The organism is Acinetobacter sp. ACNIH2 (assembly GCF_002934965.1).
Taxonomy (GTDB): Bacteria; Pseudomonadota; Gammaproteobacteria; order Pseudomonadales; family Moraxellaceae; genus Acinetobacter; species Acinetobacter tandoii.
Map to the genome: position 1 here is coordinate 1,194,697 of NZ_CP026412.1, position 14,592 is coordinate 1,209,288.

Genomic DNA, 14,592 nt, shown 5'->3' on the forward strand with positions numbered 1-14,592 from the left:
CCCCTGCTTCTGCATTGAAACTCGAACCATAAAAATGTTTCAATGGCTGAATAACTTAAAACCCTCAAAGGCGTGAAGACCCCCTATGAAACTCAGCTTGAATACCGCTCTACCCGCTCCCGCTAACAATCAGGCTTTATTCATTTTAGCCGACAATACTCAGCTTGCTCAGATCACATCAACATATCAAATCAATAACTTAGAGCAAATTGCACAAGCTACGCAATTTAAAGCTGGATTCAACGAAACTTTACCACTCTTGGCAAAGATTCCTGAATTTGCCCATGCCACTCTGATTGGACTCGACAAAGTTGAAGATTTGCAACCTGCAAAATTAGCAAAAATTGCACAAACTATTATCAAATCTTCACAAAAAAAATATCAGCAGATTCAAGTTGATCTGAATGCTTTGCCTGAAGCCTTGCATTATTTATTTGCCTTAAGCCTAACCCAAGCGGCTTATGGTTATGATGAGTTTAAATCGAAAAAGAACGAATTTTTACTCAATGAAATCGGACTCATTGCTGCGCAAAGTCCTTTAAATAATTCACAATTAAGCCTGATTCAAGCCATTCAATCGGGTCAGGATTATGCACGTGACTTAGGCAACCGTCCGGGCAATATCTGTTTCCCTGAATATTTAGCCGATCAAGCTTTGGCTTTGGCGCAGCAATACCCAGAACAACTCAAAGTCACCATCATTAATGAACAGGAAATGGCAGATCTAGGCATGTTTGCCTTTTTAGCGGTCAGCCGTGGTTCAGACCGCCCAGGTCGTATTATTACTCTCGAATATAAAGGTCAGCCAGATCAAGCACCTATCGTTTTGGTTGGCAAAGGCATCACTTTCGACACAGGTGGCATTTCACTGAAACCTGGTCTAGGCATGGACGAAATGAAATTCGATATGTGTGGTGCCGCCTCTGTACTTGGCACCTTACGTGCTTTATGTGAAGCGAAGTTACCAATTCATGTGGTGGGTGCAATTGCCGCCGCAGAAAATATGCCTTCTGGTCATGCAACCCGCCCAGGGGATATTGTCACCAGTATGAGTGGTCAAACGGTTGAAATCTTAAATACAGACGCCGAAGGCCGTTTGGTGCTCTGTGATACCCTGACCTACATCAAACGTTTTAACCCTGAATTGGTGATTGATATTGCGACCTTAACAGGTGCATGTGTGGTGGCTTTAGGTTCTGTCTTAACAGGCATGTTTACTCCAGACGATGAACTCGCTGCTGAATTAAATGCCGCAGGTCAGACCAGCTTTGACCGTGTATGGCGTATGCCTGTGATTGATGATTATCAAGAGCAGCTTGATTCACCTTTTGCTGATATTGGTAACATTGGTGGTCCTAAAGCAGGTGCAGTGACCGCTGCATGCTTCTTGCAACGCTTTACCCGTGAATACCGTTGGGCACATTTGGATATTGCGGGTACAGCGTGGCTTTCTGGCAGTAGCAAAGGTGCAACAGGCCGTCCAGTACCGTTATTAATGCAATTCTTAGCCAACCGTGTTAATACGAATGGCTAAAGTTAGCTTTTATCTGTTTGAAAAAAGTCCAGAACGGCAAGTCGAAAGTACTTGCCGTTTGTGTCGTAAAATTCTGCGTCAACCCAAACGGATTTGGCTCTATTGCCCCGATGCTGCATTACAGCAGCAATTGGATGAACGCTTATGGAGTTTCGATGCAGCCAGCTTTATTGGACATGGTATTGACCAAGAACATGCAAATGTCTGCATCTCGGCACGCTTACCCACAGAAAATGATTGGATTGTGTTTAATTTTAACAATCAGGCACTTGATCAATTTCATGAATTTAGCCAAATTATAGAAATTATTGAAAATAATGATTCTGCTAAACAGCTCGGTCGTGAAAAATTTAAACAATATCGACGTTTAGGCATTGAACCTCAAACTTTCAAGCTTTAACTGTTCAACCTTAGGGAGAAATATGGTGGCATTAAATGTCGGTCCAGATTTTAAACAGCGCTGGCTAGAAGCGCCTGAAGCTGTACGTCAGACATTTATGGATGATCTGAATCATATTTGTGATTTATTACAACCCGAGACACAGACTCAACTCTGGCTTGCAGCAGATCAGAAAGCTCAAGCACAAGCCCAGCAGGTTATAGAACAAGCTTATGCAGATTTAAAAGCACGTCTGATAGAAGAAGCACGAATTCGTCGTCAATTGGCTTTAGAACAATCCTTAGCCAATAAGCGGGCTGCAACTGAACAATATGCCCAACAATTATTTGAGGATGAAAAACGTCAATATGCTGAACAAACACATACTTTAGACAGCTTGCGCCAGCATATTGAACAAGAAACGCTACGCTATACCGAACGCTATCATGTCAATGATAGTCACCAAAATCTGAACTTTGCCCCAGGCATGGTGCATGTTTCAGATCAACAAATTTTGTCTGAATTAGAAACTGTGCGCTTACGCTTAGAACTCGAGGCCGAAGCTCACATTGAACAAGCTGTGAGTAAATTCCGTAATAAATTACGTTCCGCAGCGCAAGAAGAAATTGAATACATATTACATAATTCTAATTTTTCTGATGTAAAACCAACCGTTTAATTTTTCTACTTCAATTTGATGGGTGTCATGAAAATGACACATAAATGTCACAATATAGTCATCACTTTAAAATAAACACTTTAAAGTGTTGACGCCAAAAATTGACATATCAATAAATTAGGAAGAAAAAATGGACCTACTGAACCACGTTTCTCACCGCATTGCTGCTCTCGATTCAGGCGAACAATGGATTGTGTCTGCTCAAAAACTACTGATCAGCCGCACCGATTTTCAATCACTTTCGATCTTTCTTTCCCGCGAGTCAGAAAAAGGCCATTTCAGTATTTCCCCACAAGGACTCAACGCAAGCTACCATGCTGAACCCGTTGTGACGATTATTAAACATTAATTATTGACCATGAATCTTTAAATATTCGCTCTGCAAAGTTGAGTGACTTGTTTGAGCAAGTCACTCGATAAACTCAAGGGTTGCGAAAAAGATATTGCCCGCGCCATAACCAATACTGAGTAGAACACCAATCCAGATTACACTTCCGATGGTGTTGTACCACATAAAACTAGAAAACTTCATCTCTCCTGCACCCGCCGCAAAAGGAGCAAATGAGCGCACAAAAGGGATAAAACGTGCCAGAATAATGGTTTTGCCACCATGTTTAACAAAGTAATGGTTGGTTTTACTCAGATATTCGGGCTTCATCCAACGTGAATGACGATGTAAATACTTAAAGCCTAATTTTTTACCCGTATAATAATTTACGGTATAACCTAATATCGCGGCAATTATGAGTAATATTCCCATACTATGCAGCTGAATAATCGCAGAGGATGAGCATAAAGCACCTACGGCGATCAATAAACTATCGCCAGGCAGAAAAAACATAAAGACAAAGCCTGTTTCTGCAAAAATCACCAGAAACAAAATGGCATAAATCCATATGCCATACTGCGACAGTAAAAGCGGCAGCATTTGTTCTAGATTCAGAAAAAAATCAAGCATTACATAAATCTAGGCTAATCAATTTAAGTATCACGTGCTTTATTTCACTCGAATAAAAAGAAAACAGCCTTATATTTTAGGCTGTTTTCAAATGCGATATATACTTTTTATTTTAAAAAGCCATTTTCCGCCAAGAAATCCATGCTGATTTTGGACTGTGCTTGGGTCTCTGCTGCTTTATCACCTAGCAATAAACGTTCTATATAACGTGCTAAAACATCGACTTCCAAATTCACTTTCGAACCCGCTTTCCACGTGCCAATATTGGTACGTTCTGCCGTATGTGGAATTAAGTTCAGGCTAATAATATTACCGCGCAAATGGTTAATCGTTAAACTGATACCATCTACTGTCACCGACCCTTTCTCGGCCAAATATTTGGCAATTTCTACAGGTGCCGTCACTTCAAAATAAAGTGAACGCGCATCCTCACGGACCAAGGTAATCTCACCGACAGCATCAACATGACCACTAACAATATGTCCACCAAACCGTGTGGTCGGCAACATGGCTTTTTCTACATTGACAGGTTGTCCGACCTTCCAGTGACCCAACGTCGTTCGATTTAAACTTTCACGTGACACATCTGCGGCGTACCAATTGTCGCCCCATTCAATCACTGTTAAGCAAATCCCATTGGTTGCAATTGAGTCACCTAAGTGAACATCTGACATGTCCAAATCCGTTTGAATACGTAAACGTACATCACCACCCACACTTTGCAAGCTTTCGACTCGACCAAGGCTTTCAATAATTCCTGTAAACATAATCTTTCTCTTTTTTTGAATTTGGACTTACCACAATGCCAATTGGGTACTCACACCTGAGGTATCGACGCCACCCAATTCTGCGAAATGATACAGTTGACCGAGTAACTGACGTAATGGCGGACCTGGCTTCGCATGAGTATCGGTAATCACAATAAACTCCAATACACGTGCACGTTCCGACTGGCGTTGCTTACTCACGCGATAACGTGGGACATCTTGGGTTAACAACGTGACACGTCCACGCTCAAGATTGGCTTTAAGCAAATCAGCGGCTTCAATATTACCATCAGTCGAATAGCTGGTCAGAATATAGCGTGCATTGATGGTCGACAATAACTTTTCGTAGGCTTCCTTGGCATACTTAGAAGAATTGTACGGACTCGGGCGCTCTTTACGCCATGCGCGATCAATTCCGCTCTTAAAACCTTTGGTGTCTGGACTAGGCAAATCCACCTGATCCCATAAGGTCAAGGCATTCAATACATGGTAGTTACTGCTATAAGCATGCTGATTATAAGGTGGATCTAAATACGCCACATCCACTTCAAAACCACTCATCTGATTGGCCAAATGCTGTGCATCGACACACCACATTTCTGCGGCAGGCCGTTTTGGATCGCCTATTTCACAAAAACGGCTTGGGGTCAGCCAAAGCAAGGATTCAATACGCTCCAGGGCTGTTTGGGTTTTACCACCCCAACCATGATGAAAACTTTTAAAGACACCACTGGTATTGCTGACAAAACTGGCTGAATACAATAATGGCGCCAATAAAGCACTCATTTCCACATCATCAATCGCACCTTGCGCTTGCCAAGTGGCAATTTGCTGACGAATTGCATCTATCCGCATGCCATTGCGACGTTTAAAGAACAATCGGTCACGGGCAGGATCGTAAATTTCATCGTTACGTGGGCATAGGTTATGTGTCACCCAACCCTTGACTTCTGGCAGGCGGTTTAAATAGTCAATTGCCTTTTGATAGCCACCCAATTCTTTAAATGCAGGTGCATCCACACAGGCCAAAATGGCATGGTTCAAGGCATGACTATAAGGTTCCCAGTCATTGGCAATCACACGATAACCATTTTGACGGGCCAAACGGGAGACCACACCACTACCCGCAAAAAAGTCAGCAAAAATAGGCGAACGACCTTTAGCATTCAAGGTTCCCGTCTGTTCAAGTGCCTCTAAAATCAGATGTAATAAACGACGCTTGTTTCCTAAGTAAGGAACCAATTGATGGAATAAGTATTCGTCTGTGGTCCGTGCCGCGTGACGTCGTTTATGATAAACCGTAGACTCTTGATTCATATAGACTCTTGAAGGGGAGTTAGTCTTAAGCGCACATCATTTCCAACTTGGGAAACATCGATGAGCTTAAATCGAAGTTGCTCTGCCAAATGCTCAAACTCTGCATTAAACATCGCGCGTGCGGATTGACCTAATAAGGTGGGTGCAACATAACTGATCAGCTCATCCACCAAACCCTGCTGTAGGAAAGCACTGGATAAAGTCGCACCTGCTTCTACCAACACATCGTAAATTTGAAAATCTTTTAAGGTTCTTAATAAACTTTCTAAAGATTGAATTTCTAACTGTATCACACCCAACTGCGCCAGTTCAGGACGGAAGGGTCCCATGACCATGACCGTATCGGGTTGTTGTAAAATTTGGGCATCTAAAGGTAGTCGGCCTTGTCGATCTAAAATAACGCGTTTGGGCTGAACCACGGTATTGATATCTTCAACATCTGGCAGTTGACGCACATTTAATAAACAGTCATCTGCTAAAACCGTATCAATGCCTGTAATCACTGCGCCTGAAATGGCACGCCAATGCTGAACATCCAATCGAGCCTCTGCGCCAGTAATCCATTTCGATTCCCCTGATGCCATTGCAGTTCGACCATCTAAACTGGAAGCAACTTTCAAGCGCACATAAGGCAAACCTATTGCCATCGCCTTAAGAAAGCCACGGTTCAATGTCGCAGCTTCAGCCTCACACACCCCAGTCCTGACTTGAATACCGGCTTCCTGAAGAATATGAATACCTTTACCTGCCACTAAAGGATTAGGGTCGGAACAAGCAACGACAACTTGGGCTATTCCCGCTTCAACCAAGCCTTTGGCACAAGGCGGAGTCCGACCATAATGTGCACAAGGTTCTAAAGTAACATAAGCCGTTGCACCATGTGTTAAATCACCTGCTTGCCGCATGGCAAATACTTCTGCGTGAGGTTGTCCCGCACGTGGATGAAACCCCTCACCCACTAACTGTCCATCTTTGACAATCACACAACCCACATTTGGATTTGGCTTAGTGGAATACTGCCCCTGTTGTGCCAAACGGATAGCACGTTGCATCCACATTTGGTCTTGGTTTAACTCAGACATGGGCATACTCATTCATGTTCACGTTGCTGCATCTGTTCAATTTGACGACGAAAAGCTTCTACATCCTGAAAGTCCTGATAGACCGAAGCAAAACGCACATAAGCGACATGATCCAAAGCAAATAAAGCTTGCATGACAATTTCACCGATGGTGCGTGACTTCACATCACGTTCTCCTAAACGACGAATATGCAGTTGAATATCGCTCAACACAGCTTCAATTTGTTCTTGTGTGACGGGACGCTTTTGTAAAGCATGCATTAACGAACGACGTAGCTTTGCTTCGTCAAAAGGCTCATTTTTACCGTCTGATTTAATCACACGTGGCATGACTACTTCAAAACTTTCAAATGTGGTAAAACGCTCACCGCAACTAATACATTCACGGCGACGTCTAATTTGACAGCCTTCAGCGGCTAAGCGCGAGTCAATAACTTTACTGTCTGCGGCGTTGCAAAAAGGACAATGCATGGCGGTTGAATTAAACATAACATTCTTGAATTCTGAGTGTAGCAAAAATTCTGGTTTTTGTAGAGCATTACGCTAGATATGGAAAAAAAACAGCCCTTTCGGGCTGTTTTACACAATATATTGATTATATCGTAAGAAAATTATTCAATGCGTTCGCCATGTTGACTTAAGTCAAGACCCATACGTTCATCATCAGCTTCAACACGGATACCAATCACAACATCAATTACTTTTAGGATTACGAAAGTTAACACTGCAGAGTAAGCAATAGTAGCAAGTACACCTTCAATTTGAACCCACAATTGGCCCATCATATTTGCAGGTGCTTTATCTCCCATGATGAATTCACTGGCAAAGACTGCTGTGAGAATCGCGCCCACAATACCGCCAACACCGTGTAAGCCGAAAGCATCTAATGAGTCATCTGCTTTAAGGGCACGTTTCAGACCTGTAATCCCCCAGAAGCAGACCACACCACCAATTAGACCCATCGCCAAGGCACCACCAACGGTCACGAAACCAGCCGCAGGAGTAATCACAACCAGACCAGCTACCGCACCAGATGCGCCACCCAGTACAGATGCTTTACCGCGTACCACTTTTTCAGTAATTAACCATGCAATTGCCGCTGCTGCCGCTGCAACTTGTGTGGTGACCAGTGCATAACCTGCGGAACCATTTGCACCCAATGCTGAACCGCCGTTAAAACCAAACCAGCCAACCCAAACAAGGCTTGCACCAATCACCGTTAATGTCAGGTTATGCGGTGCCATAGATTCACGACCTAGCCCCATACGTTTACCTAACATATATGCTGCAACTAGACCCGCAACACCTGAGTTAATATGTACGACTGTACCACCCGCAAAATCAAGTGCGCCATCGTTAAATAACCAGCCACCACCCCAGACCCAGTGGGTAATTGGTGCATACACCACAACCACCCAGATCGCGATAAATGCGACAAAGGCTCCAAATTTCATTCGTTCTGCAATTGAACCACTGATAATAGCAACTGTAATAATCGCAAAAGTCATTTGGAAAATAACAAACAGAATTTCAGGAATTGTGCCTGTTAATGCGGTTGTGGTAATCCCTGACAACATGATCTTGTCAAACCCACCAATAAAGGCATTTCCTTCAGTAAATGCAAGTGTATAACCTACAATTACCCAAGCAAGGCTCACTACTGCTGCTGCAACAAAACTATGTGCCATGGTGCTTAATACGTTTTTCTTACGAACCATCCCGCCGTAGAAAAGCGCCAAGCCAGGAATGGTCATTAACAAGACCAATGCTGTGGAAACTAGAATCCAAGCTGTATCACCCGTATCGAGGGTTGGTTCTTCAGCCGCAGGAGCTGCAGCTTCTTCAACTGGAGCAGGTGTCGCAACTGCTTGTACATCTGGCGATGCCGCTGCAGTCGTTTCAACTGTTGTTGTGACTTCTTCTGATGGAGCAGATGCGGTTACGTCTTCAGCCCAAGCAACAGAACCACCTAAAAGTGCGCCTGATAGACTCAGCGCGAGTAGCATTTTTTTCATTCGTGTCCCCCAACCTAATTTTGCGAGTTACTCGATACTCTGCAAACTTTATGCCAAATTAAACAGCATCTGGACCTGTTTCACCTGTACGAATACGGATTACTTGCTCTAAGTTAGTTACAAAGATTTTTCCGTCACCAATTTTTCCAGTGCTCGCAACACGAGTGACCGATTCAATCACTGCATCAACCATTTCATCGCTAATCGCGATTTCAATTTTAACTTTTGGAAGAAAATCAACGACATACTCTGCACCACGATACAGCTCAGTATGACCTTTTTGACGGCCAAAACCTTTGACCTCTGTCACAGTGATCCCTTGGACACCAATTTCTGACAATGCTTCACGCACATCATCTAATTTAAAGGGTTTTACAATTGCAGTTACTAGCTTCATGTTTGTTTTTCCTTCGGCTTTTTTCACCAGTAAGGTTTTATGTTCAATTTTCGTGCCAAGATTTCTAAGGTTGAGGGAAATAAAAACCTGATACACAACTCTATTTATACCTTATTTTTATCTTTTAATCGAAGCTTAGGTCTTTAATATTCGAGATTTTTAGCCAAAAGTCGGCTATTTTCGCCAGATCATGTTCAGGATTATTGAGATAGCACTATAGTCTCTGTCGAAGCAGTGCTACACTGCTCCCGCTCTTCTTCAGCAATGTGGATACAACAATGATTGAAACTTTATTACAAGCCATTCTAGAACAAATAGAACAACCAAAAACCGATTTGGAACATAATTTAAGAGCCCTATTAAATGAGGCCGTGACGAAAATGGATTTGGTTTCTCGTGACGAAATTGAACGTCAGAAAACTGCGCTTAACAATGCCAATCAACGCTTAACCGAATTACTCCTCCAAGTCGAAGCTCTTGAACAAAAAATTCAGAACAAAAAATAAGCACATTATTAGTGCAATAAAAAACCAATAACGATCAAAAATAATGCACCAAAATGGAACAATAAGATGTCTTTTGCCAAAATAAATACGCGAGGGCTATTGGGTCTGCACGCCCCACTGATTGAAGTCGAAGTTCATTTAAGTCAAGGATTACCATCACTTACTATTGTAGGATTAGCAGAAGCTGCTGTTCGGGAAAGTAAAGATCGGGTTCGTTCAGCCATTATTAATAGTGGCTTTCAATTCCCAAGTAAGCGACTCACGATTAATCTCGCACCCGCAGATTTGCCCAAAGATGGTTCACGCCTAGATTTACCCATAGCGTTGGGTATTTTAATTGCATCTGGGCAACTCCCAGAACAAAATATCGATCATCTTGAATTTATTGGAGAATTGGCACTAGATGGTCAATTACGTCCAACCACTGGGACTTTAAGTATTGCCATCGCGTGTCAGCAAGCTCAGCACCAATTGGTTTTGCCCGAACAAAATGCATTTGAAGCAGCACAACTACCCCATTTTGATGTGTATGCAGCAAAAAATCTCAAAGAAGTTTGTGAACACTTAAGCCAACACAAACCGTTATCTCCAGTGCAAAAGTCTGTCGACTCGCCTTTACATCGCTATAAATTTGATCTGGCTGATGTGAAAGGACAACTTCGTCCACGGCGTGCTTTAGAAATTGCAGCAGCAGGTGGTCACTCCTTACTGTTTCGCGGCCCCCCTGGCACAGGCAAAACCTTATTGGCATCGCGTCTACCTAGTATTCTTCCACCGCTCAGTTCTAGTGAAAATTTAGAAGTAGCCAGTATTTATTCTGTTGCCAATACGCAGCATCATTTTGGACACCGCCCTTTTTGCTCGCCACATCATACTGCTTCAGCCATTGCATTGGTGGGTGGCGGTTCACATCCTAAACCAGGCGAAATTACTTTAGCCCATTTAGGCGTTCTATTTTTAGATGAACTTCCTGAATTTGATCGTAAAGTCTTGGAAGTACTTAGACAGCCTTTAGAATCTAAAGAAATTGTGATTTCTCGGGCATCCCGTCAAATGACTTATCCTGCCAATTTTCAGTTAATCGCGGCCATGAATCCTTGTCCATGTGGCTATGCGTTTAATCAGGATCAACGTTGTCAATGTTCCACAGAGGCCATCAAACGTTATCAAAATCGAATTTCTGGTCCCCTATTAGATCGGATAGATTTGCATATTGATGTACCACCGCTTACGGTACATGAATTACAAGAACATGCACCTGCTGAAAACTCTGATCAAGTGCGTCATCGTGTGACTCAAGCCTATGAGCAACAAATTCAACGACAAAATTGTTTAAATCATGCTTTGAATCCACAACAACTGGAACAATTTGCAGGATTGAATGAACAAACCAAAAAAATGCTTGAATTGGCTCAACAACGTTTAAATTTATCTGCACGGGCCTATCATCGGGTATTAAGAGTTGCCAGAACCATTGCTGACCTAGCAAATTCTGTTGAAATTCAAACTGGACATTTAAGTGAAGCTCTATCGTATCGGCAGCAAAGCCTTTATACGGTTAAATTCCAAATAAAAAACCTCTAGTCCTAAGAACTAGAGGTTTTTTTTAACACCCTTAAATTTAGAATGTTTTGGTTAAGGTAAACACTGCGCCTGTTTCTACACCACGAGCTGTTGCATCATCCATAGCATCTGTATCTATATTTGTACCTACTGCTGCTAATTCAGCCGTTGCCCCAGAAATTGATTTAAATGCATAGTTAACACCGACTTTCCAGTCTACATAGTTATCGTCGCCACCAAACGAATATTTGTCTTCATCATCCACAACAGTATAGCCCACACTTGCTACACCGCCAAAACCTGTTGAACCAAATGGAACAGAATAACCTGCATTCACATTCCAGCTATTTGTATCTGCACCTGCATAATCATTGGTAAAGTTCACATTGGTCAGAATGCTGTCCCCTTCAGCCAACACACTTGCGAAAGTCAATTTGCCATAAAATTCAACCCAACTTAAGCCAGATGCACTTGGATAGTTGTAATATACAACACCCACATCCAATAAAGGTTTGCTGGCAAAGCTATCCAACGTGGTTGCAAAACCAAGCGATGGATCTAACTCTAAACTTGGCGTCCCTGAACCAAAGTTTACATTTGAACCCCAAAGCCCAAAATACACGCCTGAATCATGTGCAAGTGTGAAACCTGCTTGTACTGCTGGATCATTTTGAGTTTGAGACAGTCCACGGAAACGGTAGTCTGTTGTTACTGCTGCATTGCCGCTAAAAGAAAGACCAAATGGTGATGCTGCTTGATCATCCGCAAAGGTAAATGTTGAAGCCGCTGCAACAACCGCCATAGATAATACTTTTAATGTGAATTTCATTCTGAGGTTCCCCCACATCGAATTACGACGTTTTGCTGTAATTAATAAACTCAGAAATGTATTAGCAAGCGCTATGCCAACTTTAAAAAATATTTGTACATTGCTGTTCGCTGTCAAATATTGAGAAACTTCAGGCTGAACTATCAATTTCCATAGTGATAGCGTTTTATAAACCATACGCTGTGTCTAAAAAGTTCTGAACTTGATCGGCCATACCATAAAACGACTCAACATATCTGTAACGTAAAAAGACCGTAAATTTCATATAAAATAATAAATAACAAGTACTTACAAAAATTATTCTTTCATTTATTATCAAAACTTCTCAATAAGGCTGATCAATATTCCTCATCGGGATAGCTCAAATGATCAGCATCACCCCCTATCGAAAAAGCGTTGGATACATCACTCAGACCATTCATAGTTCTTATATTGTTCCGTTGAAAAGGCATAACTCGCTAAATAAACAGTATAAAATTTATTTTAAGCTTACCAATCAATAAAGTCGTGTAAGCCCCGTATGGCATTTATATTGTTCTCAATATCATTAAATTCACATTCATCATGGTATTTGTAGCAAAAAAAAAGAGACTGGGGTGATGAGGTACATTTCTGTTTGGCTTTTACAATGAAGAACACATTGGATTGGCAAAATTTAAATCAACAGCGCTAACTGAGCATGAAAATGCTTTATTTTTGTTCACAAGTTAATTTTTACACCCTAAATTGTACAAAATACATGCACTATAACTGACCATGTCCGAATTTAGAATTTAATGCGAATCACAATATAATCCAACATTCCATGCTACGCATTCAGCGCAAATTGCTCTGCACCTAAATGAAACATTTCTCATTTTCATTTAGAAATTGAATTGATTCATAAAAGCAATACACAATCTGAATATAAAACGATCAATTAAGTCGATAATGAAGAAAAAATAAACAAAAGAATATGTGATTTTTCTGTGTTTGATCGAAACAAAAACAGTGGAAATTTTCCATTTAATAAAATATATTTTTATTATGAATTAAAGGCTTAAACATAAATAATGTTTATCACTAGCAAAACAACAAGAAAGCAATTTCGTCAAGTAGCTCGTAACAAGAATGAAATAAAATTAATAAAAATCTATCTTTTTTATAGATTAATTATACAATTTATTAAAATTTCGAGTTATGCCAAAAAACGAAATTCTGAATCTATCTTTTTTTGAGGTTGTTTCTTATGCCAAAGGCGCAAAAACTTACATTAGCAGTATTAATTCAGGCTGCCCTTATTACTACAGCTTATGCAAGCGAACAAAGTGAAGCAAAAGGATTTGTAGAAGATGCTGAAGGATCAGTGTTGTTCCGCACTGGTTATTTATCTCGTGACAAAAAACATGGTACAGCAGATACGAGTTCAGCTGCTCAAACTGCAATGGTTAAAATTGAATCTGGTTATACCAAAGGCCTTGTTGGTTTTGGTGTAGGTGTAATTGGTGATGGTTCATTCAAACTTGGCGAAAATAACCACGCTGGCAATGGGATGATTCCATTACACAATGATGGTGCAAAAGATGCAAATGGTCATGTTGATGCTTATGACCACTGGGCTCGTGGTGGCGGTATCGTAAAAGCACGTATCTCTAATACTGAAGTTCGTTATGGTACTCAAGTACTCGACTTGCCAGTACTTGCAAGCAATACTGCGCGTCTAGTTCCTGAATATTTTGAAGGTGTTTTAGCGACTAGCCGTGAAATTAAAGGTTTAGAGCTTACTGCTGGTAAATTCACTAAAAACCAATATTCAGACCAAGTAACCACTGATGGCAATGAATTAGATCGCGCAGTGGTTTGGGGTGCAAAATATAAATTTAATGATCAATTAAATGCATCTTACTATGGTACTGACATTAAAGACCGTTTAGAGCGTCATTATATCAATACCAATTACAAGCAAGCGTTGGCAAACAATAGCTCATTAACTTATGACTTCAGTGGTTACCACACTGAATGGGATAAGGGCGCGAATAAATATTTGTATTCTCAAATTGGTTCAGCAAACGATTCTTTTGACAACACCATTTTTGCATTTTCTACGACCTACAACACTGGTCCACACAATGTAATGGTTGCGTATCAACAAAACAGTGGTAATACTGGTTATGACTATGGCTTAGGTAAAGGTGTTGGTGATGGCCATCAAACAGTTTACTTACCAAACTCTTACCTTTCTGACTTCATTGGTAATGATGAAAAATCACTTCAACTTCAATATAGCCTAGATTTTGCGAATTATGGTGTACCTGGTTTAACGTGGACTACTGCATTTGTTTATGGTTGGGACATTAAAGCAACTGACAATAAAGGCACTATGATCAGTGATAATGAACAAGAACGTGAATTCTTTAACCAAGTCAAATATACAGTTCAATCTGGTTTTGCTAAAGATTCAAGCTTACGCTTACGTCACTCATACTACCGCGCAAGCGACAACTACCAAAGCAACTACATTGGTGACACCAACGAATGGCGTATCTGGTTAGATATCCCTGTAAAATTCTTCTAATTTGAAGTCATTT

General features: G+C 41.2%; 15 protein-coding genes. 7 read left to right on the top strand and 8 right to left on the bottom strand.

From position 1 onward, the window contains the following. Window positions 1-85: 85 nt before the first annotated feature. From C3F34_RS05595 to C3F34_RS05610, 4 genes are all read left to right on the top strand, one after another. Window positions 86-1,534, top strand: coding sequence for a leucyl aminopeptidase (locus C3F34_RS05595; protein ID WP_104441220.1), 1,449 nt, complete (start codon window positions 86-88; stop codon window positions 1,532-1,534). Next, window positions 1,527-1,934 (top strand): DNA polymerase III subunit chi, encoded by a 408-nt coding sequence (locus tag C3F34_RS05600; protein ID WP_016168493.1) that lies wholly within the window; start codon window positions 1,527-1,529, stop codon window positions 1,932-1,934. The genes C3F34_RS05595 and C3F34_RS05600 overlap by 8 nt, the downstream gene beginning before the upstream one ends. 22 nt (window positions 1,935-1,956) lie before the next feature. After that, the gene (locus tag C3F34_RS05605) at window positions 1,957-2,592 is read left to right on the top strand and encodes a hypothetical protein (RefSeq protein WP_228155331.1); all 636 of its coding nucleotides are present in this window, start codon (window positions 1,957-1,959) and stop codon (window positions 2,590-2,592) included. A 130-nt stretch (window positions 2,593-2,722) separates the two neighbouring features. Further along, window positions 2,723-2,941: a hypothetical protein gene (locus tag C3F34_RS05610; protein WP_016168495.1), complete on the top strand. Its 219-nt coding sequence runs from the start codon at window positions 2,723-2,725 to the stop codon at window positions 2,939-2,941. Window positions 2,942-3,001: 60 nt separating this feature from the next. Here the strand turns inward: C3F34_RS05610 and C3F34_RS05615 are convergent, their stop codons facing one another. The 7 genes from C3F34_RS05615 to glnK all read right to left on the bottom strand — a co-directional run bounded on the left by C3F34_RS05615 (window position 3,002) and on the right by glnK (window position 9,127). Next, window positions 3,002-3,550 carry a VTT domain-containing protein gene (locus C3F34_RS05615; RefSeq protein ID WP_104441221.1) on the bottom strand — a complete coding sequence of 183 codons (549 nt, stop codon included), beginning with the start codon at window positions 3,548-3,550 and terminating at the stop codon, window positions 3,002-3,004. Window positions 3,551-3,657: 107 nt separating this feature from the next. Then, window positions 3,658-4,317, bottom strand: coding sequence for a riboflavin synthase (locus C3F34_RS05620; protein WP_104441222.1), 660 nt, complete (start codon window positions 4,315-4,317; stop codon window positions 3,658-3,660). Window positions 4,318-4,344: 27 nt separating this feature from the next. Next, window positions 4,345-5,634, bottom strand: coding sequence for a DNA adenine methylase (locus C3F34_RS05625; RefSeq protein WP_016168498.1), 1,290 nt, complete (start codon window positions 5,632-5,634; stop codon window positions 4,345-4,347). Then, on the bottom strand, window positions 5,631-6,716 hold the full coding sequence (ribD, locus tag C3F34_RS05630) for a bifunctional diaminohydroxyphosphoribosylaminopyrimidine deaminase/5-amino-6-(5-phosphoribosylamino)uracil reductase RibD (RefSeq protein WP_016168499.1): 1,086 nt from the start codon (window positions 6,714-6,716) through the stop codon (window positions 5,631-5,633). The genes C3F34_RS05625 and ribD overlap by 4 nt, the downstream gene beginning before the upstream one ends. A gap of 8 nt (window positions 6,717-6,724) precedes the next feature. After that, on the bottom strand, window positions 6,725-7,186 hold the full coding sequence (gene nrdR, locus C3F34_RS05635; protein WP_026441105.1) for a transcriptional regulator NrdR: 462 nt from the start codon (window positions 7,184-7,186) through the stop codon (window positions 6,725-6,727). Window positions 7,187-7,326: 140 nt separating this feature from the next. Continuing rightward, the gene (locus C3F34_RS05640; RefSeq protein WP_104441223.1) at window positions 7,327-8,730 is read right to left on the bottom strand and encodes an ammonium transporter; all 1,404 of its coding nucleotides are present in this window, start codon (window positions 8,728-8,730) and stop codon (window positions 7,327-7,329) included. Window positions 8,731-8,788: 58 nt separating this feature from the next. Further along, window positions 8,789-9,127 (bottom strand): P-II family nitrogen regulator, encoded by a 339-nt coding sequence (glnK, locus tag C3F34_RS05645; protein ID WP_016168502.1) that lies wholly within the window; start codon window positions 9,125-9,127, stop codon window positions 8,789-8,791. A 278-nt stretch (window positions 9,128-9,405) separates the two neighbouring features. Between glnK and C3F34_RS05650 the strand changes: the two genes are divergently transcribed. Then, the gene (locus C3F34_RS05650) at window positions 9,406-9,633 is read left to right on the top strand and encodes an accessory factor UbiK family protein (RefSeq protein WP_016168503.1); all 228 of its coding nucleotides are present in this window, start codon (window positions 9,406-9,408) and stop codon (window positions 9,631-9,633) included. A 66-nt stretch (window positions 9,634-9,699) separates the two neighbouring features. After that, window positions 9,700-11,217 (top strand): YifB family Mg chelatase-like AAA ATPase, encoded by a 1,518-nt coding sequence (locus tag C3F34_RS05655; protein WP_104441224.1) that lies wholly within the window; start codon window positions 9,700-9,702, stop codon window positions 11,215-11,217. Window positions 11,218-11,254: 37 nt separating this feature from the next. Here the strand turns inward: C3F34_RS05655 and C3F34_RS05660 are convergent, their stop codons facing one another. After that, complete coding sequence (locus C3F34_RS05660) at window positions 11,255-12,025, bottom strand: TorF family putative porin (RefSeq protein ID WP_104442297.1); 771 nt, start codon at window positions 12,023-12,025, stop codon at window positions 11,255-11,257. Window positions 12,026-13,253: 1,228 nt separating this feature from the next. On the opposite strand from C3F34_RS05660, the gene C3F34_RS05665 reads away from it, so the two are divergent. After that, window positions 13,254-14,579, top strand: a complete 1,326-nt coding sequence (locus tag C3F34_RS05665) for an OprD family outer membrane porin (protein ID WP_104441225.1) — start codon at window positions 13,254-13,256, stop codon at window positions 14,577-14,579. The last annotated feature ends 13 nt before the right edge of the window (window positions 14,580-14,592 follow it).

What these genes read in the sequence shown, in the direction of transcription:
- C3F34_RS05600 (WP_016168493.1), top strand. Translation starts at nt 1,527, where the DNA reads ATGGCTAAAGTTAGCTTTTATCTGTTTGAAAAAAGTCCAGAACGGCAA.
- glnK (WP_016168502.1), bottom strand. Translation starts at nt 9,127, where the DNA reads ATGAAGCTAGTAACTGCAATTGTAAAACCCTTTAAATTAGATGATGTG.
- C3F34_RS05660 (WP_104442297.1), bottom strand. Translation starts at nt 12,025, where the DNA reads ATGAAATTCACATTAAAAGTATTATCTATGGCGGTTGTTGCAGCGGCT.
- C3F34_RS05620 (WP_104441222.1), bottom strand. Translation starts at nt 4,317, where the DNA reads ATGTTTACAGGAATTATTGAAAGCCTTGGTCGAGTCGAAAGCTTGCAA.
- C3F34_RS05655 (WP_104441224.1), top strand. Translation starts at nt 9,700, where the DNA reads ATGTCTTTTGCCAAAATAAATACGCGAGGGCTATTGGGTCTGCACGCC.
- ribD (WP_016168499.1), bottom strand. Translation starts at nt 6,716, where the DNA reads ATGTCTGAGTTAAACCAAGACCAAATGTGGATGCAACGTGCTATCCGT.
- C3F34_RS05595 (WP_104441220.1), top strand. Translation starts at nt 86, where the DNA reads ATGAAACTCAGCTTGAATACCGCTCTACCCGCTCCCGCTAACAATCAG.
- C3F34_RS05615 (WP_104441221.1), bottom strand. Translation starts at nt 3,550, where the DNA reads ATGCTTGATTTTTTTCTGAATCTAGAACAAATGCTGCCGCTTTTACTG.
- C3F34_RS05625 (WP_016168498.1), bottom strand. Translation starts at nt 5,634, where the DNA reads ATGAATCAAGAGTCTACGGTTTATCATAAACGACGTCACGCGGCACGG.
- C3F34_RS05650 (WP_016168503.1), top strand. Translation starts at nt 9,406, where the DNA reads ATGATTGAAACTTTATTACAAGCCATTCTAGAACAAATAGAACAACCA.
- C3F34_RS05610 (WP_016168495.1), top strand. Translation starts at nt 2,723, where the DNA reads ATGGACCTACTGAACCACGTTTCTCACCGCATTGCTGCTCTCGATTCA.
- C3F34_RS05640 (WP_104441223.1), bottom strand. Translation starts at nt 8,730, where the DNA reads ATGAAAAAAATGCTACTCGCGCTGAGTCTATCAGGCGCACTTTTAGGT.
- C3F34_RS05605 (WP_228155331.1), top strand. Translation starts at nt 1,957, where the DNA reads ATGGTGGCATTAAATGTCGGTCCAGATTTTAAACAGCGCTGGCTAGAA.
- nrdR (WP_026441105.1), bottom strand. Translation starts at nt 7,186, where the DNA reads ATGCATTGTCCTTTTTGCAACGCCGCAGACAGTAAAGTTATTGACTCG.
- C3F34_RS05665 (WP_104441225.1), top strand. Translation starts at nt 13,254, where the DNA reads ATGCCAAAGGCGCAAAAACTTACATTAGCAGTATTAATTCAGGCTGCC.